The 20,939-nt window shown below is 65.0% G+C and carries 20 protein-coding genes; 14 read left to right on the forward strand and 6 right to left on the reverse strand.

Translation table 11 applies throughout. The features are described 5' to 3' along the window. The first annotated feature begins 11 nt into the window (after positions 1-11). From queA to lpdA, 4 genes are read left to right on the forward strand one after another with little or no spacing between them, the layout of a single operon-like run. Positions 12-1,097: a tRNA preQ1(34) S-adenosylmethionine ribosyltransferase-isomerase QueA gene (queA, locus tag MLD63_RS04985; protein WP_255328793.1), complete on the forward strand. Its 1,086-nt coding sequence runs from the start codon at positions 12-14 to the stop codon at positions 1,095-1,097. A gap of 38 nt (positions 1,098-1,135) precedes the next feature. Beyond that, on the forward strand, positions 1,136-2,500 hold the full coding sequence (locus MLD63_RS04990) for an MFS transporter (RefSeq protein ID WP_255328794.1): 1,365 nt from the start codon (positions 1,136-1,138) through the stop codon (positions 2,498-2,500). Positions 2,501-2,556: 56 nt separating this feature from the next. After that, a complete protein-coding gene (locus MLD63_RS04995; protein WP_255328795.1) occupies positions 2,557-3,159 on the forward strand; it encodes a DUF924 family protein in 603 nt (200 codons plus the stop codon). Between the two features lie 49 nt (positions 3,160-3,208). Beyond that, a complete protein-coding gene (gene lpdA / locus MLD63_RS05000; RefSeq protein ID WP_255328796.1) occupies positions 3,209-4,600 on the forward strand; it encodes a dihydrolipoyl dehydrogenase in 1,392 nt (463 codons plus the stop codon). 43 nt (positions 4,601-4,643) lie between these two features. Here the strand turns inward: lpdA and MLD63_RS05005 are convergent, their stop codons facing one another. Further along, positions 4,644-7,058, reverse strand: a complete 2,415-nt coding sequence (locus MLD63_RS05005) for a penicillin acylase family protein (protein WP_255328797.1) — start codon at positions 7,056-7,058, stop codon at positions 4,644-4,646. Positions 7,059-7,193: 135 nt separating this feature from the next. Between MLD63_RS05005 and MLD63_RS05010 the strand changes: the two genes are divergently transcribed. Together MLD63_RS05010 and MLD63_RS05015 are read left to right on the forward strand one after the other, a co-directional pair. Next, positions 7,194-8,060 carry an NAD(P)-dependent oxidoreductase gene (locus tag MLD63_RS05010; protein ID WP_255328798.1) on the forward strand — a complete coding sequence of 289 codons (867 nt, stop codon included), beginning with the start codon at positions 7,194-7,196 and terminating at the stop codon, positions 8,058-8,060. Further along, positions 8,057-8,443 carry a cupin domain-containing protein gene (locus MLD63_RS05015; RefSeq protein ID WP_255328799.1) on the forward strand — a complete coding sequence of 129 codons (387 nt, stop codon included), beginning with the start codon at positions 8,057-8,059 and terminating at the stop codon, positions 8,441-8,443. Before MLD63_RS05010 ends, MLD63_RS05015 begins: the two co-directional genes overlap by 4 nt. Here MLD63_RS05015 and hisH read toward each other — a convergent pair. Genes hisH through MLD63_RS05035 form a run of 4 tightly spaced genes read right to left on the reverse strand, consistent with a single transcriptional unit; the run spans position 8,440 to position 11,707 of the window. Next, positions 8,440-9,069: an imidazole glycerol phosphate synthase subunit HisH gene (hisH, locus tag MLD63_RS05020; protein ID WP_255328800.1), complete on the reverse strand. Its 630-nt coding sequence runs from the start codon at positions 9,067-9,069 to the stop codon at positions 8,440-8,442. The genes MLD63_RS05015 and hisH overlap by 4 nt on opposite strands. After that, positions 9,066-9,653 (reverse strand): imidazoleglycerol-phosphate dehydratase HisB, encoded by a 588-nt coding sequence (gene hisB / locus MLD63_RS05025; RefSeq protein WP_255328801.1) that lies wholly within the window; start codon positions 9,651-9,653, stop codon positions 9,066-9,068. The genes hisH and hisB overlap by 4 nt, the downstream gene beginning before the upstream one ends. A 45-nt stretch (positions 9,654-9,698) precedes the next feature. Continuing rightward, on the reverse strand, positions 9,699-11,054 hold the full coding sequence (locus MLD63_RS05030) for a TrkH family potassium uptake protein (protein ID WP_369696988.1): 1,356 nt from the start codon (positions 11,052-11,054) through the stop codon (positions 9,699-9,701). Then, on the reverse strand, positions 11,051-11,707 hold the full coding sequence (locus MLD63_RS05035; RefSeq protein ID WP_255328802.1) for a potassium channel family protein: 657 nt from the start codon (positions 11,705-11,707) through the stop codon (positions 11,051-11,053). The genes MLD63_RS05030 and MLD63_RS05035 overlap by 4 nt, the downstream gene beginning before the upstream one ends. A 237-nt stretch (positions 11,708-11,944) precedes the next feature. Between MLD63_RS05035 and MLD63_RS05040 the strand changes: the two genes are divergently transcribed. The 3 genes from MLD63_RS05040 (at position 11,945) to zapA (ending at position 14,852) form a co-directional block, all read left to right on the forward strand. Then, positions 11,945-13,678, forward strand: a complete 1,734-nt coding sequence (locus MLD63_RS05040; protein ID WP_439957625.1) for a BCCT family transporter — start codon at positions 11,945-11,947, stop codon at positions 13,676-13,678. A 119-nt stretch (positions 13,679-13,797) separates the two neighbouring features. Next, positions 13,798-14,490, forward strand: a complete 693-nt coding sequence (locus tag MLD63_RS05045) for a hypothetical protein (RefSeq protein ID WP_255328803.1) — start codon at positions 13,798-13,800, stop codon at positions 14,488-14,490. Continuing rightward, positions 14,490-14,852: a cell division protein ZapA gene (gene zapA, locus MLD63_RS05050; protein WP_255328804.1), complete on the forward strand. Its 363-nt coding sequence runs from the start codon at positions 14,490-14,492 to the stop codon at positions 14,850-14,852. The genes MLD63_RS05045 and zapA overlap by 1 nt, the downstream gene beginning before the upstream one ends. Positions 14,853-14,895: 43 nt before the next feature. Here zapA and edd read toward each other — a convergent pair whose 3' ends face one another. Further along, complete coding sequence (gene edd / locus MLD63_RS05055; protein ID WP_255328805.1) at positions 14,896-16,698, reverse strand: phosphogluconate dehydratase; 1,803 nt, start codon at positions 16,696-16,698, stop codon at positions 14,896-14,898. A gap of 197 nt (positions 16,699-16,895) precedes the next feature. On the opposite strand from edd, the gene MLD63_RS05060 reads away from it, so the two are divergent. The 5 genes from MLD63_RS05060 to MLD63_RS05080 are packed head-to-tail and all read left to right on the forward strand — an operon-like array spanning position 16,896 to position 20,928. Further along, entirely contained in the window at positions 16,896-17,261 is a 366-nt protein-coding gene (locus tag MLD63_RS05060; RefSeq protein WP_255328806.1) for an NADH-quinone oxidoreductase subunit A, read from the forward strand. Further along, positions 17,252-17,785, forward strand: a complete 534-nt coding sequence (locus MLD63_RS05065) for a NuoB/complex I 20 kDa subunit family protein (protein WP_255328807.1) — start codon at positions 17,252-17,254, stop codon at positions 17,783-17,785. The genes MLD63_RS05060 and MLD63_RS05065 overlap by 10 nt, the downstream gene beginning before the upstream one ends. Positions 17,786-17,787: 2 nt before the next feature. Further along, complete coding sequence (locus MLD63_RS05070; RefSeq protein ID WP_255328808.1) at positions 17,788-18,441, forward strand: NADH-quinone oxidoreductase subunit C; 654 nt, start codon at positions 17,788-17,790, stop codon at positions 18,439-18,441. A 4-nt stretch (positions 18,442-18,445) separates the two neighbouring features. Next, positions 18,446-19,684 carry an NADH-quinone oxidoreductase subunit D gene (locus MLD63_RS05075; protein WP_255328809.1) on the forward strand — a complete coding sequence of 413 codons (1,239 nt, stop codon included), beginning with the start codon at positions 18,446-18,448 and terminating at the stop codon, positions 19,682-19,684. A 56-nt stretch (positions 19,685-19,740) separates the two neighbouring features. Then, positions 19,741-20,928, forward strand: a complete 1,188-nt coding sequence (locus MLD63_RS05080; protein WP_255328810.1) for an NADH-quinone oxidoreductase subunit E — start codon at positions 19,741-19,743, stop codon at positions 20,926-20,928. Positions 20,929-20,939 lie beyond the last annotated feature (11 nt).

Genomic DNA, 20,939 nt, shown 5'->3' on the forward strand with positions numbered 1-20,939 from the left:
AAGCGCAGGCCATGAAGCTTTCCGATTTCGATTTCGACCTGCCGTCCGACCTGATCGCGACGCGACCCGCGCGACCGCGCAGCGCGGCGCGCCTGCTGCTGGCGAAGGGTGACGACATCGTCGATCAACACGTCTTCGATCTGCCGCAGATCCTGCAACCCGGCGACCTGCTGGTACTGAACGACACCCGCGTCATCCCGGCACGTCTGACCGGCACAAGGCACCGAGCGACGGGGCAGGGCGAGGCTGCGGCGAAGATCGAGGTCACGTTGATGGAGCCCGAGGCGGGGGGCTGGCGCGCGCTGGCCAAGCCCTTGCGCAAGCTGCGGGTGGGCGAGGTGATCCGGTTTGACGCAGACCTGTCGGCAGAGGTGATCGAGATCGCCGATGGCGGGTTGAGCCTGCGCTTCGATGCCGAAGGCGACGCTTTCGATGCGGCGTTGCAGCGCGTGGGCGCGATGCCGTTGCCACCCTATATCGCGGCGCAGCGCGCGCCTGACGCCCAGGACCATACCGATTACCAGACGATCTGGGCCGAGCGCGCGGGTGCCGTCGCGGCCCCGACCGCGAGCCTGCATTTCGACGCTGCGCTGATGGACGCGCTTCGGGCGCGTGGCGTGGAATTCGTCCACGTCACCCTGCATGTGGGCGCCGGAACCTTCCTTCCGGTCAAGGTGGACGACGTCACCACCCACCGGATGCATGCCGAATGGGGCGAGGTCACGGCCGAGGCTGCGGCGCGCATCGCGACGGCGAAGGCCGAGGGTCGGCGCGTGATCCCGGTCGGAACGACGGCGCTGCGGCTGATCGAATCGGCTGCGGCCGAAACGGGCGTCATTGCGCCGTTTCAGGGAACGACCGACATCTTCATCTATCCCGGCTATCAATTCCGGGTGACCGACGGATTGATGACCAACTTCCATCTGCCGAAATCGACGTTGATGATGCTGGTCTCGGCCCTGATGGGGCAGGCGCGGATCCGCGCTATCTACGCCCATGCCGTTGCGCAGCGGTATCGCTTCTTCAGTTACGGCGATGCTTCGCTGCTGCTGCCCGAACGGCCGACGGGACTTGGCAGGGCGTCTTCCGAGGCGTAGGGCGGCAGGCAAACGCTGACCCTGGGACAGGCACTGCAATGGCAACGGTAATCCGAGGCATATGGCCGCTTCTTTTGGGCGTGCTTCTGCTGATGGTCGGCAACGGCATGCAGGGCACGCTGCTGGGTATCCGTGGCGGCATCGAGGGCATTTCCGCCTTCCAGATGTCGGTCGTCATGGCCAGCTATTACGCGGGCTTCCTGGCCGGCAGCCTGATCGTGCCCGATGTCATAAAGAGCGTCGGACATGTCAGGGTCTTCGCGGCGCTCGGCTCTGCCATCTCGGCGGTGCTGATCTTCTATGCGGTCGCACCCAACTGGCTGGCCTGGTCTGTGATGCGGGTGCTGATCGGCTTCTGCTTCTGCGGCGTCTACATCACCGCCGAAAGCTGGCTGAACGCCGCTGCGAACAACCAAACGCGCGGTCAGTCGCTGGCGGCCTACATGATCGTGCAGATGCTGGGCATCGTGATCGCGCAGGCACTGCTGAACCTGGCCGATCCGGCCGCCTTCACGCTGTTCGCGATCTCGTCGATCCTAGTGTCCCTGGCCTTCACGCCGATCCTTCTGTCGGCCCAGCCCGCGCCGCAATTCCTGACCATCAAGCGGATGTCCTTCGGCAAGCTCTACCGCGCATCGCCGCTGGGCTGCGTCGGGATCTTCCTGATGGGCGGCGTCTTCGCGGCGCTGTCGGGCATGTCCTCGGTCTGGGGGACCGAGATGGGTCTGAGCGTCGGGCAAATCGCAAGCTTCGTCGCGGCGATCTATATCGGCGGCATGGTCCTGCAATACCCGATCGGCTGGCTGTCGGACCGGTTTGACCGCCGGAAGCTGGTCCTGAGCCTGACCGCCGCGGGGGCGCTGGTGACGCTGGCGACGATCCTGCTGCCGATGAACATCTGGGGGTTCACGCTGGTCGGCGCGCTGCTGGGCGGCGTCGCGAACCCTGTCTATACCCTGCTGCTGGCCTACACGAACGATTATCTGGACCAGGAGGATATGGCGTCGGCATCGGCCGGGCTTCTGTTCATCTACGGGCTGGGGTCGATGGCCGGCCCGATCATCACCGGCTGGCTGATGGAGGTGATGGGCCCCGACGGCTACTGGGCCTATATGGGCGTGCTGATGGCGGCGCTGGCCGGCTACGCTCGCTGGCGGATGACTCGGCGCGCGGCGCTTGGTCCGTCGCAGCAGGGCAGCTTCCCGGTCGTCTCGCCCGGTGCGACCCGCTTCGCGGTAGAGGCGATGGAAGAGGCGCAGACCGATGCGGACGATCCCGCAACGGTCCGCGCGTCCGATGCGGCCACGGCTGAAGGGGACGCCGAACGCCTGTCCGGGGAAGAACAAGCGTCTTCTGGCGTCGACCCGGCAGCGTTGTCTTCTGACGAGCGGAAATCCGACTAGGGCAGCAGACGCGTTCGGCAGCCCTTGTCTGCCCCCGCGCGCCCTGTCACGATCCGGTGAGCAGGCGGGCCGAGGGGGATGGCAAGGTGACACCGGCAGAGATCAACAGCTTCTGGATCGACGAGATCGGTGAAAAGGGCTGGTACCAACAATCCGACGCGGTGGACCAGACGATCCGCAACCGTTTCATGGAGGCATGGGACGTGTCCGGTTCGCTGGCACAGGACTGGGAAGACACCCCCGAAGGCGCGCTCGCCGCACTGATCCTGACGGATCAGTTCCCGCGCAACATGTTTCGCGGCGACCCGCGCAGCTTCGAGACCGACGAACTGGCCCGTGCCATCGCCGATCGCGCCATCGCTGCCGGGCACGATCTCGCCACGCCAGAGCCGCAGCGTCAGTTCTTCTATCTGCCGTTCGAGCATTCCGAGAACCTCGACCACCAGGATCGCGCGGTGGCGCTGTTTGCAGAACGGATGCCCGGAGAGAACCTGCGCCACGCGAAGCTGCATCGTGACACGATCGCGCGTTTCGGCCGGTTTCCATGGCGCAACGAAGCGTTGGGGCGCGCGCCGACCGAGGCCGAGCAGAAGGTGATGGACGCTGGCGGCTACGGCGCGCTGGTGTCGGGGAAGCTGTCGCTTGATGCGCTGGACTGATTGATTTAACGCTGAACTATCTTTTTTCGAGCGTCAAACGGGGGATCCCATGGCCCAGAACTTCGACCTGATCGTGATCGGCGCGGGCCCCGGCGGCTATGTCGCGGCGATCCGCGCGGCGCAGCTGGGCCTGAAGGTCGCCTGTGTGGAACGCGAGCATCTGGGCGGCATCTGCCTGAACTGGGGCTGCATCCCGACCAAGGCCATGCTGCGTTCGGCCGAGGTGTTTCACCTGATGCACCGCGCCAAGGATTTCGGTTTGAAGGCCGATGGGATCGACTACGATCTGGACAAGGTGGTCGAACGGTCTCGCGGCGTGGCCAAGCAGCTGTCGGGCGGGATCGGGCACCTGTTCAAGAAGAACAAGGTCACGACGATCATGGGCGCGGCCAAGATCACCGGCAAGGGCAAGGTCAGTGTCAAGACCGATGAGGGAACCGAAGAGCTGACCGCGAAGAACATCGTCATCGCCACCGGCGCGCGGGCCCGCGAATTGCCAGGGCTGGAGCCGGACGGCAAGCGTGTCTGGAACTACAAGCACGCCTTGAAACCGCCGCACATGCCCAAGAAGCTTCTGGTGATCGGCTCTGGCGCGATCGGGATCGAATTCGCGAGCTTCTTCAACACGCTGGGCGCCAAGACGACGGTGGTCGAGGTGATGGATCGCGTGCTGCCGGTCGAGGATGCCGAGATCAGCGCCTTTGCCAAGAAGGCGTTCGAGAAGCAGGGCATGACGATCATGCAGAAGGCGACGGTAAAGTCGCTCGACCGCAAGGAAGGCGGCGTGACCGCGACGATCGAGGCCGGTGGCAAGACCGAGAAGATGGAATTCGATACGGTGATTTCAGCCGTGGGGATCGTCGGCAACGTCGAGGGTCTGGGGCTGGAAGAGCTGGGTATCAAGGTCGACCGGACCCATGTCGTCACCGACGAATATTGCCGGACGGGTGTCGAGGGGATCTATGCCATCGGCGACGTCGCCGGCGCGCCCTGGCTGGCGCACAAGGCCAGCCATGAAGGCGTGATGGTGGCCGAACTGATCAATGGCGGTCATCCGCACGCCGTGAAGCCCTCATCCATCGCCGGATGCACCTATTGCCAGCCGCAGGTGGCATCAGTCGGCCTGACCGAGGCGAAGGCCAAGGAACAGGGCTACGACATCAAAGTCGGCAAGTTCCCCTTCATCGGCAACGGCAAGGCCATCGCGCTCGGCGAGCCCGAGGGGATGATCAAGACAATCTTCGACGCCAAGACCGGCGAGTTGCTGGGCGCCCACATGGTCGGCGCCGAGGTGACAGAGCTGATCCAGGGCTACGTCGTCGCCCGCACGCTGGAAACGACAGAGGCCGAGCTGATGGAAACGGTCTTCCCGCACCCGACGCTGTCCGAGATGATGCATGAATCGGTACTGGACGCGTATGGGCGCGCCATCCACTTCTGATCGCCTGCACGCGGCCGCCTGATGAAATGCCGTGCGGGGGCTGTCAGTCCCCCGCCGGCACCAGCCGCGTGACCCCTGTCGCCGCGGCCCGCGCCAGAGCGGGGTCAAGCGACATGTCCACATATTCGCCGCGCCGCCACAATCCCGCGAGATCGTCGTAATGGCGTGACAGCGGATGGCCGGACTGGCCGGTCGAGATCACGAAGACGGACGAATCCGGGTCGGCCATGTCGTAGACGCCGCGATAGCCTGCGCCGGTGACGTTCTGATAGGGGTTCTTGCCGAAGCCCAGCAGACCGCCCAGCGCCAACGTGAAGTCCCCGCCCGAAGTCGGCTGGACCAGGTTCATCACCCAGCCCACGCCCGGCAGCTTGCCCAGCGCGGGGTGGATGTGGTGCGCCTCATGCACGTCGCCCCAGCGCCAGCTGGTCACGTCTGGACCAAAACGATCGGTCAGGTCCAAGATCGCCTGATCCAGTGCCTGCCGTGCGATGGTGGTGCAATCCTCGGTCGGCGCGCTCTGGATGACGTCGCACCAACGGCTGGCGCCGCCCGTGTCGCGGAACACGCGCTCGATGAAATCGGGCCGGATGCGAGTCAGGCTGTCGGTCAGTGCGCCGATCTGGTCGCGCACCAGACGATCCTGAAGGGCTGCCATCCAGGCAGCGTAGATCAGCGGCTCGGGCAGATGCTCGTTCATCGCACCGTCCCATTCGGCCAGCAGGCTCAGTGCATCCTGCCGCTGCCGTTCGGGCGTGCCGGGCGCCGCAGGCTCGCCCGTGAACCACAGGTTAGCCCCGACCAGCGGCAGGATCTGGCGCGCGGCGGGGCTGACGGTGTCAAGCTGCGCTGCGATCAGGCTGTCGCGGGAATGAACCTCGCGCCCGTCCATCAACCGCCGCAGACGCGACAGCGCGAGACCGTCGGGCCGTTCCGCCGTGGCGCTGGCCAGCCCCTGAGGCGCCCCCAGCGACACCGCCTGTCGATCAAGACCCCGCCAGACATTGGCCGGCGCCCAGCCTGGCGCGGGCATCCGCCCGCCTGTCTGGCTGGCCGGGTCGCGCAAGGGCAGGGCGCCCGCGCGCAGCATCGTGACCCCTTGCTGGTCGGCCAGCGCGACATTCAGCGCAGGCGCGACAATCGCGTTCAGCGCATCGGCGGCAGCATTGCGGTCCTGCGCCTCCATCAGGCCGATCAGACCGCTCATCGTCGTGTCCTCTCCGCTCGAGCCGGTCCAGCTGAGCGCGGCAGCATGTCCAAGCGGCGTAACGGCGCCCAGTCCGAAATCGTGTCCCGGCAACAACGGCCCGTTTCCGGTGTCGCGCAGGGTGATCCGCTGAGATTCGGCGTCGCGGATGCGGATCGTCTCGGTCCGGGTGTCGAACTCGGTCCAGCCGGTCGGGCTGCGATAGCGGTCGATGTTGCCCGGCTGAATCTCTTCTATCAGGATGTCGGCGTCGTCGATCCCGGCCGGTGTGACGCCCCAGGCCAGATCGTCGCTGCGCCCCGACAGGATCGTCGGAATGCCGGGGATCGTCGCCCCCATCACATCGCCGGAAGCCAGCTGCAGACGTGCGAGATACCACAGCGACGGCGCGGTCAGCGCGCCTTGGGGATCGTTGGCGAGGATCGCCCCGCCCATCGCCGTGCGGGCGCCGTCGGCGACGGTGACGCTGCCCCCCAGGCCGAGGCCCGGGCGCAGATACCCGGCCAGACCGTCATCCCAGTCCCCGGGAGCCGTGTCCTGATCCTCGGGCGCGAGCTTGGCGCCGGGAAACAGGCCGGCGTAATCGGGCATCGGTGCCTCGGTCCGGCCCAGGATCAGTTCGGGTCCATGGCCGGGATCGATCATCGACAGTCGCGCCGCCAGAACCTCATCGGCGATCGCGGTGCTGGAGGTGGCGGCGACCAGCTTGAGGATCGCCAGCGAATCCTGCGGCTGCCAGAACGCGATGTCGTCGGGGTAGAGGAAGAATTCCGGCGCACCGCGGCCAAGCGCGCCTTCGTTCACCTTCATGATCCACTGGTTGACGCCATCGGCATAGGCCGCAAGCGCGGCACGCGTGCGGTCGTCCTGCACGTCCAATGCCTCGCGGGCCGAACGCGCCAGACCCAGCCTGCGGGCCAGATCGTCCTTCGCGAAGGTCCGCGCTCCATAGATCTCTGACAGCCGCCCCTGCGCGGCGCGGCGCAGAACCGTCATCTGGAACAATCGGTCCTGCGCATGGGCGAGGCCCAGGGCAAAGAAGACGTCCGCGTCGGTCTGTCCGAAGATATGGGGCACATCCTCTGTCGAGCGAACGATCTCGACGGGGGCGGTGATGCCGTCGACGGAATGCGTCGCATTGTAGTCGGGCAGCGAGCGGATCGCGAAATACCACAGCAGCGCCACAACCAGGACGACGCCCGCGATCAGGCCCACGGTCAGCCTCAGAAGCCAGCGAAAGAGCGTCAGCATTTGGCGGTCCCTGCGGCCTTTCCGGGCAGTCGTTGTCCCCTTGCGCTTGACCCTCGCGCGCCGGGGTGGTGGGGTGAGCCATAGGCCAGCCGCGCGGGCATTTCAACGCGCAGGGCGATCGAGGGAGAGAGGTTCATGGCGCAGGTTGCATTTCTGGGACTCGGGGTGATGGGCTACCCGATGGCGGGGCATCTGGCTGCGGCTGGTCATCAAGTGACGGTCTACAATCGCACGGCCGAAAAGGCGCGGAAATGGGCCGGACAGCATGGCGGCACGTCGGCCGCGACCCCGCGCGAGGCGGTCGCTGGCGCCGAATTCGTCATGGCTTGCGTCGGCAACGACGACGATCTGCGCGCGATCTGCCTGGGCGACGACGGCGCGCTTGGCGCGATGGACAAGGGCGCGATCTTCGTCGACCACACCACGGTATCGGCCGCGGTGACGCGTGAGATGGCAACGGTCGCGGCTGACCGCGGTTTGGGTTACGTCGACGCGCCGGTTTCCGGCGGGCAGGCGGGGGCCGAAAATGGCCAGCTGTCGGTGATGTGTGGTGGCGCGCAGGCGGATTTCGACCGCGCCGCACCCATCCTTGACGCCTATGCCAAGATTTGCCGGCTGATGGGCGAGGTCGGTTCGGGCCAGATTACCAAGATGTGCAACCAGATCGCGATCGCGGGGCTGGTGCAGGGCCTGTCTGAATCGCTGGCTTTCGCGCAGAAATCCGGCATGGACGTGGAAAAGGTGGTCGAGGTCATCAGCCAGGGCGCTGCCGGAAGCTGGCAGATGGCCAACCGCCACAAAACCATGGCGGCGGGCGAATTCGAACACGGCTTCGCCGTCGACTGGATGCGCAAGGATCTGGGCATTTGCCTTGCCGCCGCCGATGAGGTCGGGGCGGCGTTGCCGGTCACTGCGCTGGTGGATCAGTTCTACAAAGAGGTCCAAGGCATGGGCGGCGGACGTTGGGACACATCCTCGCTGATCGCGCGGCTGACAAGGTGAGCGTGACGCCCGTCATCCATCGCGGCGTGGGCAAGACTCGGCCTGAATGGTACGAAGAGCGGTTCGCCGCGAATGGATGGAGCGGATCGTGGCGCAACGGGATCTTCGACTGGCACCATTATCACGAGACCACGCACGAGGTGCTGGGCTGCTATCGCGGCAGCGCCCGCGTGCAATTGGGCGGGCCGGATGGCGACGTGCATGACATCGCGGCAGGCGATGTCGTCGTGATCCCGGCTGGCTGCGCCCACAGGCGGCTCGACGCGTCGGGCGATTTCGCGGTTGTCGGCGCCTATCCCGGCGGTGCGACGCCCGACATGCAAGACGGTGCGGGCATCCCATGCCCGCTGCCGATCTGGGAACGGGACCCGGTAAAGGGCTAGGGCTTCCAGCCCAGAAAGTTCTCGATGATCCGAAGGCCCACCGCCTGCGACTTCTCGGGGTGAAACTGGGTGCCGACGATGTTGTCGCGCCCGATGACGGCCGCGATCGGACCGCCGTAATCGACATGCGCCAGCATATTTGCGGTATCGGCCGTCGCGAAGCGCCAGCTATGCACGAAATAGGCGTGATCGCCCGTCGAAACGCCTTCGAGCACCTCATGCGGATGATCAACGACCAGATCGTTCCAGCCCATATGCGGCACTTTCAGGCCGGGCGCGTCGATCGCGACGATCTCGCCCCCGATCCAGCCCAGGCCGGGTGTCGCGCGATATTCGTGGCCCAAATCGGCCAGCATCTGCATGCCGACGCAGATGCCCATGAACGGCACACCACGATCCATGACCGCCGAACGCAGCGCCTCGGCCATGCCGTCCACGTCGCCCAAAGCGGCGCGGCAGGCCGGGAAGGCGCCGTCGCCCGGCAGCACGATCCGGTCGGCCTTGGCCACAAGGTCCGCGTCCGAAGTCACGACGATCTCGGCCCCCAGCGGGCGGCCCATCCGCTGGAACGCCTTTTCCGCCGAATGCAGATTGCCGCTGTCGTAATCGACCAGCGCGACCTTCATAGCGCCCCCTTGGTCGAAGGCAGGGTGCCTTCCATCCGCGGATCGGTTTCGACCGCTTCGCGCAGCGCGCGGGCAACGGCCTTGAAGGCGGCCTCGGCAATGTGGTGGCTGTTGATCCCGTGAATCCGATCGACGTGAAGCGTGATGCCGCCGTGTGTGGACAGCGCCTGGAAGAATTCGCGCACCAGTTCGGTGTCGAATGTGCCGATCTTCTCGGTCGGGAAATCGACGTTCCAGACCAGGAATGGCCGCGCGGACAGGTCCAGCGCGGCGCGGACCAGCGCATCGTCCATCGCCAGATGGAAGCTGCCGTAGCGACGGATGCCGCGCTTGTCGCCCAGGGCCTGGACCAGTGCCTGGCCGAGGGCGATGCCGGTATCCTCGACCGTGTGGTGGTCGTCGATGTGCCGATCGCCCTTGGCCCGGACCGTCAGGTCGATCAGCGAATGCCGCGAGAGCTGGTCCAGCATGTGGTCGAAGAACCCGACCCCGGTCTGGTTGTCGTAGCGTCCGCTGCCGTCAAGGTTCAACGTGACCTCGATTTCGGTTTCGGCGGTGTTGCGGCTGATGGTCGCGTTGCGCATGGGCTGGTCCTTCGTTGCCGGGCGCTTATAGGGCGCGCGGTCCGATCATCCAAGATGGACCTGACCCTCGGGGTAACGCACGCGGGGCGGCACGCGCGTGGCCAGGAAGAAGCCCAGCGTCAGGGGGCCGACGCGACCAAGGAACATCACCACCATGATGACGCCCTGTCCGAAGCCGGTCAGGTCGAACGTGAAGTTCCGCGACAACCCGACAGTCCCGAAGGCCGAGGTCACTTCAAAACTGATGTCGAGGAAATGACCGTCCTGCGTGGCGGTCATAAGGAAGGTCGCGGTGAAAATCAGCATCGCGGCGATCGCGACCAGCGCCATCACCTTCAGCACCTCTTCCAGCCCGATGGAGCGCCCGAACGCCCAGATATGCGTGCGGCGCCGGAAGAAGGCGAGCGTTGCGAGCAGAAGCACGGCGACGGTGGTCACCTTCAGCCCGCCGCCTGTCGAGGTCGGGCCGGCGCCGACGATCATCAGCGCCATGATCAACAGCGCTGTCGCATCATGGACCGCACCGACGTCGATGGTGTTGAAGCCCGCAGTCCGGGTGATGACGCTCTGGAACCAGGCGGCGGCGAAACGCGAGCCGGGATCGTCGAAACGCCCCAGCGTCGCCGGGTTGTTCCATTCCAGAAGCGCGATCAGCAGCATGCCCGCCACGATCAGGAAGATCGTGCCCACGATCATCAGCCGCGTGTGCAGGCTCCAGCCGGTCCAGAACTTGCGCATCCGCACCTCGGAAATGACGACGTAGCCGATGCCGCCCAGAATCACGAGGCCGGGAATGACGATGTTGATCAGCGGATCGGTCGCCAGATCCACAAGGCCTGACGAGAAGGTCGAGAAACCGGCATTGTTGAAGGCAGAAACCGAGTGGAAGATCGCATGCCAGCCACCCTCGACGATACCGAAGCGCGGCACGAAGGTCAGGCTGAGAAGCAGCGCACCCGCCACCTCTGCCAGAACCACGACGCGCAGGATCGTGCGGACCAGCGCCAGCAGGCTTTCGTAACTCGTCTGATTCAGATCCTCGCGCAGATAGGTCTGGTGGATGATCCCGAAGGACATGCCGAGCGCCGAGAAGACGAGGACGGCAAAGGTCATCAGACCCAGACCGCCCAGCTGGATCAGGATCAGGACGACCAACTGGCCCCAGAATGTCAGTTCAAGCTGCGTGTCCAGAACCACAAGGCCAGTCACCGTGACGGCCGAGGTCGAGGTGAACAGCGCTTCCATCACGGTAATCGGACGGGTCGTCGTGAACGGCAGATACATCAGCGCCGCGCCGATGATGATCAGGATCAGGTACAAGGTCGCCAGCACCGCCGGCGGCGGTCTGCGGGCAAGCCAGCGCGACAGCATGCGCCGGTTGGGACGCGCGGGCCATTTCACAGCCGGTCGCCGAACGCCGTCAGATCGGGGCGCTTGCCCAGAAGCAGCAGCCGGTCGCCGGTGGAAAGCCGGAACTCGGGGTCCTGTGCGTCCATGAAGCTGGTTCCGCGCATCAGGCCCAGGACCCGCACCGGCTCTGGGATGGCCATGTCGCGCATCGTCCGGTCATGCAGCCGCTTGGGCACCAGCAGGTTCACGACACTGAAGCTGTTGCCAAGGCTGACATAGTCCTGAACGGCCGGATTGTTCAGCATCTGCGCGGTGTGTCGTCCGATCTCCAGATCGGGCAGGATGACGCGGTCGACACCCAGCTTGGACAGGATCCGGTGATGGGTGCGGTCATCGGCCTTTGCCCAGACGGTCCCGACGCCAACCAGACGCAGGTTCATCGTGGCGAGGATGCTGCCTTCCAGGTCGTTGCCAATCGAGACCATGCCCACATCGTATTGCGAGACACCGGCTTCGCGCATCGCGTCCTCGTCGCGGGCATCCATGATGACGACGTTCGACAGCGTCTCGGCCAGCATCGCGGCCCGTCGCTCGTCACGGTCGATTCCCAGGACCCGGTTGCCGAACCGCGCCAGCTCGGAGGCGACGACACCACCGAAGCTGCCCAGACCGACGACGACGAAGCTGCGTGACTCTCGACTCATGACGTCCCTTCGACAACGTCCGGCAGGTTCAACACCTGTGTAGACGGGTCGTCAAGCGCGGTCACGGTCGCAGAATCACTCGATCCGTCGCCTGCGGCGGAAATCATGTCGCTTTGGGGCGGCGGTATCGGCGGGGTAGCCATTCTGATATGTTTGTGACAACAGGGCGCCCCTATGGGCGGAAAGCCGCCCACGGCGCTGATGCCGAATGCGGAAAACCAGAAAGAAAGGACAGGGATGACCGATCAAACTGATCCTCGCAAAAAGCAGAAGGGACGCCCGGGTGACTTGAGCTCCGAGCGACGCGTCCTTCAGGGTCGCGACGACCACCCACCCGTGGACGACGGGATCGAGGCGCTGCCTGCGCCCGAGGGCCCGACCGAACTGATCCACACGCCATATGAAATCGGACAGGACAATATCGAGAAGCGCGAAGGCGCGCTTCACTTCGACGTCCACAACCCGGTCTTCATGATCTCGGCGATCTCGATCGTGCTGTTCACGGTCATCACGCTGATTTTCCCCGACAGCTCTTCGGCGCTCTACAACGGCACGCGGGACTGGCTGACCGGCAATCTCGACTGGTTCTTCCTGACGGCTGCCAACATCTTCGTCCTTCTGTGCATCGTGCTGATCGTGACGCCCCTGGGCAATGTCCGTCTGGGCGGACCCGAGGCGACGCCCGACTTCACCCTGACCGGCTGGTTCGCGATGCTGTTCGCAGCCGGCATGGGCATCGGGTTGATGTTCTACGGCGTGTCCGAGCCGATGAGCCATTTCGGGACGGCGCTCGGCGGGCCGACGCTTGAAAACGGAATGCGGACCGACTGGGCACCGCTGGGCGGTGCCGCCGGTGACGAGGCCGGTGCGCGCAGACTTGGCATGGCGGCGACCATCTTCCATTGGGGCATGCACCCGTGGGCGATCTATGCCGTGGTCGCGCTGGCGCTGGCTCTCTTCGCCTACAACAAGGGGCTGCCGCTGACGATGCGCTCGGTCTTCTACCCGATCTTCGGGGAACGGATTTGGGGCTGGCCGGGCCATATCATCGACATCCTGGCGGTGTTCGCCACGATCTTCGGTCTCGCCACATCGCTGGGCTTCGGCGCGGAGCAGGCGACCGCGGGGCTGAACTTCCTCTTCGGAATTCCGGCCACGAACACGACCAAGGTGATCCTGATCCTGTGCATCACCGGCGTCGCGACGATGTCGGTCGTGCTGGGCGTCGAGAAGGGCGTGAAGCGGCTGTCCGAGATCAACATGGTCCTCGCGATCATCCTGCTGGCCTTCGTGATCCTCGTCGGCCCGACCTGGTCGATCATCAGCGGGTTCTTCCTGAACCTCGGTGCCTATGCGGGCGACCTGATCCCACTGTCGAACCCGTTCGGCCGCGACGACGACAACTTCCGTCAGGGCTGGACCGCGTTCTACTGGGCCTGGTGGATCAGCTGGTCGCCGTTCGTGGGCATGTTCATCGCCCGCGTCTCGCGTGGTCGGACGGTGCGGCAGTTCCTGACCGCAGTTCTGATCGTGCCCTCGCTGATCTCGGTCCTGTGGATGACCGCGCTTGGTGGTACCGCCGTCACCATGACGCTGGACGGATTTGCGGGCATTCAAGACGCGGCGCTGGAACTGAAGCTGTTCCAGATGCTGAGCCAGCTTCCGCTGACCGCCATCACCAGCTTCGTGGGCATCATCCTGGTGATCGTGTTCTTCGTCACCTCGTCCGACTCGGGCTCGCTGGTGATCGACACGATCGCCGCCGGCGGCAAGGTCAACGCGCCGGTTCCGCAGCGCATCTTCTGGTGCGGGTTCGAAGGCATCGTCGCTGTCGCGCTGATGCTGGGCGGCGGACTTGGCGCGCTGCAGGCGATGGCCGTCTCGACCGGGCTGCCGTTCACGATCGTGCTTCTGGGCGCGGTCTGGGCGATCATCAAGGGCCTGCAGGGCGAGCGGCGCGAGATGCAGTAGCGCTTGGCGCGAAACCGCGAGTGAAGGCCGATCGGGCGGGACGCAGGTCCCGCCCGTTCTTGTTTTATTGGCAAAGGGGTGCGACAACCGATGCTTGGACGAACCGAGGAAGGAACGCGATGAGCGACATTGCTGCCTCCGAGCGCAGACTTGCGGCCGCGCTGGACCGGATCGACTATGTGCTTGAGAATGCGCCTCTGCGCAGCGAGGATCCTGCCGTCTCGACAGCCGAAGACAGCGCGCTTCAGGCGCAACTGGCCGAGGCTCGGTCAGAGAACGCGCGTCTCGCCGCCGACCTTCAGGCGCTGCACGATGCGCAGGGTCAGGCGATGGAGCAATCTCTGTCCGACGCGGGTGATCGGCTGACCGGCGCGGGTCGCGAAGCGGCGCGACTTGCGGCGGCCAATGAGGAGCTGGCGGCGGCCAACCGTGCCTTGATCGCGGCTCAGGGCGGCGATGCGGCGACTGCGACGCAGGCTGCACTGAACGCCGAGATCGAAAGCCTGCGCGCCGCGCGCGCGGCAGAAATCGCGCAGATGGGCGACATCATGGCCGAACTGGAGCGGCTGCTTGGATCAGGCGAGCCCGGCTCGCCCCGGTCCGCAGAGCCGGCATCGGATGAATCCGGATCGCCGGAGGAACCAATGGCGCAGGGGGATGCGACAGGCGTCGCGGCGGCATCAGATGACACGGGCCATGAACTGACGCGCGAGCCGGATCCCGCCTTCGATGCGGTCTACGGCGATGCGCCCGACGGCGATTTCGATGCCGGGGATGACGAAGCTGCGCGCGAGACACGGGGGAACCAGTAATGGTCGAAGTCGCCTTCACCATCGGTCACAAGGAATATGTGCTTTCGGCCCAGCCGGGCGAGGAAAAGCTGCTGAAACGCGCTGCCGCCGCGCTGGACACCGAAGCGCGCCAGATCCTTGAACAGGCGGGACGGATGCCGGAACAGCGGCTGCTGCTTCTGGCCGGGTTGATGCTGGCCGACCGCATGGGCGGGATGGAGGATCGTGCGGAAAAGGCCGAGCGCGAGCTGAGCCGGTTGCAATCCAATCCGCAAAAGGTCGAGGTGCCGGTTATTCCGGATGACCTGAAAGAGGCGATGGCGGAGCTTGCTGCCCGTGCCGAGGCTGCGGCGGAACGACTGGAAGATCGTCTGGGCCGCTAGGTTCGGGGCAGGGCAGGCGGGGTCATTCCGCCCGCCCCCTCGATCAGACGACGACTGCGGCACCTTCCGTCGACGGGCCGACATGCGCGCGGAACGCCGCGAACAATTCGCGGCCCATCCCTTCCGCGCTGTTTGACGGATCGAAGGGCGCGGGATCGCGCGTCTCCCAGCCTTCGGTCAGGCAGTCGATCGTGCCGTTCACCGCATCGACGCGAATGACGTCACCATCCTGGATCCTCGACAACGGACCTTCGTGCGCGGCCTCGGGCGCGATGTGGATCGCAGCCGGGACCTTGCCGGAAGCGCCCGACATCCGGCCGTCGGTCACCAGCGCGACCTTCAAACCGCGATCGAGCAGCACCGCGAGCGTCGGCGTGAGAGAGTGCAGTTCAGGCATCCCATTCGCCGCCGGACCCTGGAAACGGACCACGACGATCGTGTCTTCGGTGAACTCGCCGGCCTTGAAGGCGGCCTTGACCTGCTCCTGATCGGAAAAGACCCGCGCCTTCGCCTCGACCACATGGAGTTCCGGCTTCACGGCGCTGACCTTGATGACGCCGCGACCCAGATTGCCGTCGAGCTGCTTCAGCCCGCCTGTCGGCGCGAACGGATTGCTGGCCGGGCGCAGGATCTTGTCGTTGAGCGTGTCTTTCGCCCCCGGCTCCCAATGCACGCGATCGCCGTCCAGCTTCGGTTCGGCCGTGTATCCGTCAAGTCCGGTGCCGTTGATCGTCTTGACGTCCGCATGCAGCAGCCCGGCGTCGAGCAGCTGCCCGATCATGTAGCCGAGGCCACCGGCCGCGTGGAAATGGTTCACGTCAGCCAGCCCGTTGGGATAGACTCGCGCCATCAGCGGCACCGCGGCGGACAGGTCGTGGAAGTCCTCGATATCCAGCAGGACGCCGGCGGCCTTGGCCATGGCGGGCAGGTGGATCACCAGGTTCGTGGACCCACCCGTCGCCATCAGACCGACCATCCCGTTCACGAAGGCCTTTTCATCAAGGACCTCGCCGGCGGGCATGTAATCATTGCCGAGCCGGGTGATCGCGGCGGCGCGCTCGACGCCCGCGACCGTCAGCGCCTCGCGCAGCGGCGTGTTCGGGTTGACGAAGCTTGCACCCGGCAGGTGCAGGCCCATGAATTCCATCAGCATCTGGTTCGAATTGGCAGTGCCGTAGAAGGTGCAAGTTCCGGGCGAATGATACGAGGCCATCTCGGCCTCCATCAGCTTGTCCCGTCCGACCTCGCCCGCCGCGAATTGCTGGCGGACCTTGGCCTTCTCGTCGTTCGGAAGGCCCGAAGGCATCGGTCCTGCGGGGATGAACACGGCCGGGATGTGGCCGAAGGTGCCGGCCGCGATGATCAGGCCCGGCACGATCTTGTCGCAGACACCCAGATAAAGCGCCGCGTCGAACGTGTCGTGGGACAGCGCGACGGCCGAGGCCAGCGCGATCACGTCGCGGGAAAACAGCGACAGCTCCATCCCCGCACGGCCTTGCGTCACGCCGTCGCACATGGCCGGCACACCGCCTGCGACCTGCACCGTCGCCCCCGCAGCGTGACCCGCCCGGCGGATGACGTCGGGAAAACGTTCGAACGGCTGGTGCGCCGAAAGCATGTCGTTATAGGCGGTGACGATTCCGATATTGGGCTTCCGCGTCGTCGCCATGTCGCCCTTGTCATCCATCGCAGCATAGGCATGGGCCTGATTGCCGCAGGACAGGTGCGCCCGGCGTGGCCCTTCCTCGGCGGCGCGGGCGATCTTTTCCAGATAGGCGGGTCGCGTCTTGTGGCTGCGTTCGCGGATACGGTCGGTGACGCGCTCAATCGTGGCGTGAAGGGACATGGGGGACCTCCTCTGGCGTTGTTCCGTATGTAATCTGTTAGCGTTAACGATACAACCGCCCGGCGGGTTGGTCGGACGGCGATGCGGGAATCGGCGGCGGGGGCCGTTGACCCTGCCGGGTCCGGGCGATAAACCGGCCCAAGCCAAACCCGCAGCGGTCAGCCACCACCTGATCGCGCCCGACAGGGGGAACGATCGTGGACTATCTGCTTCAGGAATATCTGCCGATCCTGGTCTTCATCGCGATGGCCGGGGCGCTGGCGCTAATCCTGATCCTTGCCGGGCTGGTGATCGCCATTCGCAATCCGGACCCCGAGAAGGTCAGCGCCTATGAATGCGGCTTCAATGCCTTCGACGACGCACGGATGAAATTCGACGTCCGGTTCTATCTGGTGTCGATCCTGTTCATCATCTTCGACCTGGAAGTCGCCTTCCTGTTTCCGTGGGCCACAAGTTTCGCGGTCCTGTCGGACGTCGCCTTCTGGTCGATGATGGTCTTCCTGGGCGTGCTGACCGTGGGCTTTGCCTATGAATGGAAGAAAGGGGCGCTGGAATGGGCGTGAGCACGGCACGGAACGACGCCGCTCCCGACCGCGAGGTCGCGACGGCGCAATTGAACAAAGAGCTGCAGGACAAGGGTTTCCTGCTGACCTCGACCGAGGACATCATCAACTGGGCGCGCAACGGGTCGCTGCACTGGATGACCTTCGGGCTGGCTTGCTGCGCGGTCGAGATGATGCAGACCTCGATGCCCCGCTATGACCTGGAACGCTTCGGCACCGCGCCGCGCGCATCGCCGCGCCAGTCGGACCTGATGATCGTCGCCGGCACGCTGACCAACAAGATGGCGCCCGCGCTGCGCAAGGTCTACGACCAGATGCCCGAGCCGCGCTACGTGATCAGCATGGGCAGCTGTGCCAATGGCGGCGGCTATTATCACTACAGCTATTCCGTCGTGCGCGGCTGTGACCGGATCGTGCCGGTCGATATCTACGTGCCGGGCTGCCCGCCCACGGCCGAGGCGCTGCTTTACGGCATCCTGCAACTACAGCGTCGCATCCGGCGCACCGGAACGCTGGTAAGATGAGCATGGCAGAGACCGTCCCCACCACCGTTTACCCCGATCTCGACGCGCTGAGCCAGCTGGCCGACCATGTCGCCCAGCGTCGCGAAGATCAGATCGTCGAAAGCCACATCGAATTCGGCGAGCTGACCATCACCACCACCACGTCGGGGCTGATCGATCTGGTCGATTTTCTGCGCAGTGATTCCAGCTGCAAGTTCTCGACCCTCGTGGACATCACCGCGGTCGATCATCCGCAGCGCCCGCACCGGTTCGAGGTCGTCTGGCACTTCCTGTCGATGTACCAGAACCAGCGCATCCGGCTGAAGGCCAACATCCGCGAGGATGAGCTGGTGCCCTCGCTCGTCGAGATCTTCCCCTGCGCGAACTGGTTCGAGCGCGAGGTCTTCGACATGTTCGGGATCCTGTTCTCGGGTCATCCCGACCTGCGGCGCCTGCTGACCGATTACGGTTTCCGTGGCCATCCGCTGCGCAAGGACTTCCCGACGACCGGTTATGTCGAGGTCCGCTACGACGATTCCGAAAAGCGCGTCGTCTACGAACCCGTCGATCTGGTTCAGGAATATCGGCAATTCGATTTCCTCTCGCCATGGGAAGGCGCGAAATACGTGCTGCCCGGCGATGAGAAGGGCGCGCCTTCGGGCCCGGCAAAGGGTTAGTCAGATGGACGGCGACATCCGCAACAACACCTATGACGATGGCAGCCACGACAAATTGTCGGGCGAGCAGTCCATCCGCAACTTCAACATCAATTTCGGTCCCCAACACCCTGCGGCGCACGGCGTGTTGCGCATGGTGCTGGAACTGGACGGCGAGATCGTCGAACGGGCCGACCCGCATATAGGACTGCTGCATCGCGGCACCGAAAAGCTCATGGAGTCGCGCACTTATCTTCAGAACCTGCCGTATTTTGACAGGTTGGACTACGTGGCACCGATGAACCAGGAGCATGCATGGTGCCTGGCCATCGAGCGTCTGACCGAAACGGTCGTTCCGCGGCGCGCACAGCTGATCCGCGTTCTTTACAGCGAAATCGGACGCATCCTCAGCCACCTGCTGAACGTGACCACGCAGGCGATGGATGTCGGCGCCCTGACGCCGCCGCTCTGGGGCTTCGAGGAACGCGAAAAGCTGATGGTGTTCTATGAGCGCGCCTGCGGGGCGCGCCTGCACGCCGCCTATTTCCGTCCCGGCGGCGTTCATCAGGACCTGCCGCCCGACCTGCTGGACGATATCGAGGCTTGGTGTGACCCGTTCCTGGGGGTGCTCGACGACCTCGATGGGCTGTTGACCGAGAACCGGATCTTCAAGCAGCGCAACGTCGATATCGGCGTGGTCAAGGAAAAGGACATCCTCGACTGGGGCTATTCCGGGGTAATGGTGCGCGGGTCGGGTCTGGCCTGGGACCTGCGCCGCAGCCAGCCCTACGAATGCTACGACGAATTCGAGTTCGAAATCCCCGTGGGCATGAACGGTGACTGTTACGACCGTTACCTTTGCCGGATGGAGGAGATGCGCCAATCGGTCCACATCATGCGGCAGGCGATCACCAAGCTTCGGACCGAACCGCCGGGTGACGTGCTGGCCCGCGGCAAGCTGACACCGCCGTCGCGCCGCGCGATGAAAACCGACATGGAAAGCCTGATCCACCACTTCAAGCTGTACACCGAGGGCTTCAAGGTCCCCGCGGGCGAGGTCTACGCCGCCGTCGAGGCGCCCAAAGGGGAATTCGGCGTGTATTTGGTCAGCGACGGCACCAACAAGCCCTATCGCGCCAAGCTGCGTGCGCCGGGCTTCCTGCACATGCAGTCGATGGACTGGCTGTCAAAGGGCCACATGCTGGCCGACGTCTCTGCCATCATCGGCACGATGGATATCGTCTTCGGTGAGGTCGATCGCTGAGGCGCGCCTTCCGCCGCCCGCGACGACCTTGCCCGCCAACCGACCGGAAGTGAGCCATGCTGCGCCGTCTATCCCCTGAACAGCCCGACCATTTCGAATTCACTGCCGCCAACCGCGAATGGGCCGAGGCGCAGATGACCAAGTTCCCCGAGGGCCGTCAGGCCTCGGCCGTGATCCCACTGCTGTGGCGCGCTCAGGAACAGGAAGGCTGGCTCAGCCGCCCGGCGATCGAGACAGTCGCCGAGATGCTGGGCATGGCCTATATCCGGGTGCTGGAAGTGGCGACATTCTACTTCATGTTCCAGCTGCATCCCGTTGGGCAGGTTGCGAATATTCAGGTTTGTGGAACGACGACGTGTATGATCTGCGGGTCGGGCGACCTGATCCGCGTCTGCCGGGAAAAGATCGCACCGACACCGCATACCGTGTCCGCCGATGGCAAGTTCAGCTGGGAAGAGGTCGAGTGCTTGGGGGCGTGCACAAACGCGCCGATGGTCCAGATCGGCAAGGATTTCTACGAGGATCTGACGGCCGAGAAGCTGTCGAGCCTGATCGACGCCATCGGTGCCGGGCAGGTTCCGGTTCCGGGGCCGCAGAACGGTCGCTTCTCGTCCGAGCCGGTCACCGGGCTGACCGCCTTGACCGAGGTCCGCTCCGATGATGTCGAGTTGAACGCCAGTGCGGCACGTGCTGTCGAACTGCACGACACGGTCCGGCGGATCGACGGGATGGAGGTTCCGATCCTGACCAAGTGGCAGCGCAGTCCAGATCAGGAAACGCCGCCGAACGAAAACGATCCGAAGGTTCAGGAAGAGGCTGAACGCGCATCCGACCGCGCGGGCGAGAAAGGGGCCGACGAGGCTGCCACCGCCGATGAGGATCGGATCAAGGGCGAGGGTGAGCGCGAGAACGAGCATTTCGGTTCGGGTCCCGCTTTGACCACGGATTCCCAGCGTGCGCGTCGCCCTGAGAGCCTGGATAACCCGCGCGAAGATAGCCCGACCGATGACCTGAAGCGGATCAATGGCGTCGATGCCGAGGTCGAGAAAAAGCTGAACGGGATGGGAATCTGGCATTTCGACCAGATTGCCGGCTGGGGGCCGGAAGAACTCGCCTGGGTCGATCAGAACCTCGAAGGGTTCAGCGGGCGCGCCAGCAAAGATGATTGGGTCGGTCAGGCCGGAAAGCTTGGCGAGACCGAAATTTCACCATCCGATGCAAAGGATGATAAGACCAGCACATAGCAGCGTCAGGC

The sequence above is a fragment of the Paracoccus albicereus genome (assembly GCF_024359525.1).
In the GTDB taxonomy this organism is placed as follows: domain Bacteria; phylum Pseudomonadota; class Alphaproteobacteria; order Rhodobacterales; family Rhodobacteraceae; genus Paracoccus; species Paracoccus albicereus.